Source organism: Actinosynnema sp., assembly GCF_052038725.1.
In genome coordinates this window covers 1-2,028 of the sequence record NZ_JBQGCX010000631.1, presented here as the reverse complement: position 1 = coordinate 2,028, position 2,028 = coordinate 1, and the positions used below count along the sequence as shown (strand labels likewise).

Sequence of the window (2,028 nt, the reverse complement as noted above, 5' to 3'; positions counted from 1 at the left end):
CGCGAAGACGACCCCGGTCGCGCTGTCCTCGACCAGCAACCCGCCCTGCGCGTACGGGCTCTCATAGGTGAGCAAGCCGTGCAGCAGCGACGCCACCGGCTCCCCTGGCCGAGGCGGGCGGTCGCCGTCCGGGTCCTGGTCGTTGCACTCGGCGATCCGCTTCAGGATCGTGCCCACCCGCGCGTGGGGAAGCCCGCCCGCCAAGCGGCGCCACCCGTACTCGGTCACCCTCTCCGCAGGCCAGAGCGCGAACACGTCGAACGGGAACACCTCCACCACCGCGCGCATCGTGAACACGCACCGCAGGATGCCCCACCAACCCCCGTCGCGCTTCCGCTTTTCCCAGCACGGGCTCCCCCGCCCGGCCGCGCTACGATCGGCCGGGTGGCTACCCCCGACTTCATCCTCGCCCTGCGCGAGAAGATCGGCACCGCCCCGCTGTGGCTCACCGGCGTGACCGCCGTGGTGCTGCGCGGTGACGACGAGGTGCTGATGGTGCAGCGCGCCGACTCCGGCCAGTGGACCCCCGTGACCGGCATCATCGACCCCGGTGAGGAGCCCGCCGACGCCGCCGTGCGCGAGGTCCTGGAGGAGTCCGGGGTGGTCGCGGTCGCCGAGCGGCTGGTCAAGGTGCACGTCCTCCCGCCCCAGCGGTACGACAACGGCGACCGGGTGCAGTACCTCGACCTGGTGTTCCGGCTGCGCTGGGTCTCCGGCGAGCCGCACCCCGCCGACGGCGAGAACACCCAGGCCCGCTGGTTCCGCCCGGACGAGCTGCCCGAGCTCCGACCGACCATGGTCGACCGGATCGCCGCCGCGCGGTCCGACGACGAGCGCGCCCGGTTCACCGGGGGCGGCGTCTCGCGCCCCTGACTCCCCCGCCCACCTGCCCGACCAAGTCGTTATCCGCCCTTGTCCGGCGGCGTGCAACCCCCGAACCCCTATGCGCGGTAGCAGGGAGTGAGGAGCGCGCAAGCAGGAGCGGGGTGCCCGGTGACGCTGGACGAGCAGGGACGCGGAGCGGCGTGGGAGGCGGACGACGAGGACGACGCGGACTGCGCGGAGGGGCGCGGCCGAGAACCGGTTGAGTCCGCTTCGGACGGTCTGCCCACCCGGAAGGCCAACGCCCGCAACCGCGTGCTGCTCCCCCTGCTCGCCGCGCTGGCCACCCTGCTGCTGCCCGCGGGCATCGTGCTGACCACCCGACTGCTGACCGGCGACACCGTGGTCCGCGTGACCTGCGAGCCCGAGGACGGCGCCGCCGTGTGGGCCTCGCTCCCGAGCGGCCCCGGCGGCGTGCGGTCGCGGGCGACGCGGACCTGCGAGGGCGTGTTCACCTTCGGCCCCGCCCCCACGGTGTGCGTGGACGGCGACCGGGCCGTGGTGCGGTCGTGGCGGTCGGCCCCGTGCGGGGCGCTGGGCCTGTCCCCGGCCCCGTGACCCCGCCCCTGCGACCGCCGGTGGCGGGCGCGCGGGGGTGCGGCATGATGGCCGGATGCGCCACCACGAGCTCGTCCCGGTCCTGTGACCGGGGGTTATCTCAAGGGCCGGATCCGCCGGGAGGACATCATCACGGCGGCCATGGAGCTGTACGGCGAGGTCGGCTACCACGGCGCCTCGCTGCGGGAGATAGCGAAGCGGGTGGGCATCTCGCACGCGGGGCTGATCTACCACTTCCCCACCAAGGAGTCGCTGCTCGCCGCCCTCCTGGAGCGCCGGGACGCCGAGGGCGGCGAGCGCGAGCAGCTCACCTCCGGCCCGCCCGGCGCGCGGGTGCTGCGCCAGTACCTCGCGCTGACCGCGCACAACGCCGCGCACCCCGGCATCGTCGACCTGTACTCGCGCCTGGCGGCGGAGGCGATCGCCCCGGACCACCCGGCGCACGAGTACTTCGTCCAGCACTACCGGGGCGCGCGCGAGGACGTGCTGGCCTCGTTCGAGGCGTTGGCCGCCTGCGGCGGTCTGCGGGACGGCGTGGAGCCCAAGAGCGCCGCGCTGGTGCTCATCGCGCTGATGGACGGCCTGCAG

General features: G+C 74.5%; 3 protein-coding genes and 1 pseudogene. 3 read left to right on the top strand and 1 reads right to left on the bottom strand.

The features are described from left to right. A pseudogene (locus tag ACTUAL_RS13365) lies at positions 1-297 on the bottom strand (hypothetical protein); the annotation flags it as partial. Between the two features lie 87 nt (positions 298-384). On the opposite strand from ACTUAL_RS13365, the gene ACTUAL_RS13360 reads away from it, so the two are divergent. The 3 genes from ACTUAL_RS13360 to ACTUAL_RS13350 all read left to right on the top strand — a co-directional run. Next, positions 385-873: an NUDIX hydrolase gene (locus ACTUAL_RS13360; RefSeq protein WP_096493579.1), complete on the top strand. Its 489-nt coding sequence runs from the start codon at positions 385-387 to the stop codon at positions 871-873. Between the two features lie 120 nt (positions 874-993). Beyond that, a complete protein-coding gene (locus tag ACTUAL_RS13355) occupies positions 994-1,440 on the top strand; it encodes a hypothetical protein (RefSeq protein ID WP_440900461.1) in 447 nt (148 codons plus the stop codon). Between the two features lie 84 nt (positions 1,441-1,524). Further along, positions 1,525-2,028: TetR/AcrR family transcriptional regulator (locus ACTUAL_RS13350; protein WP_440900460.1), on the top strand; the 504-nt coding region annotated here is incomplete at its 3' end.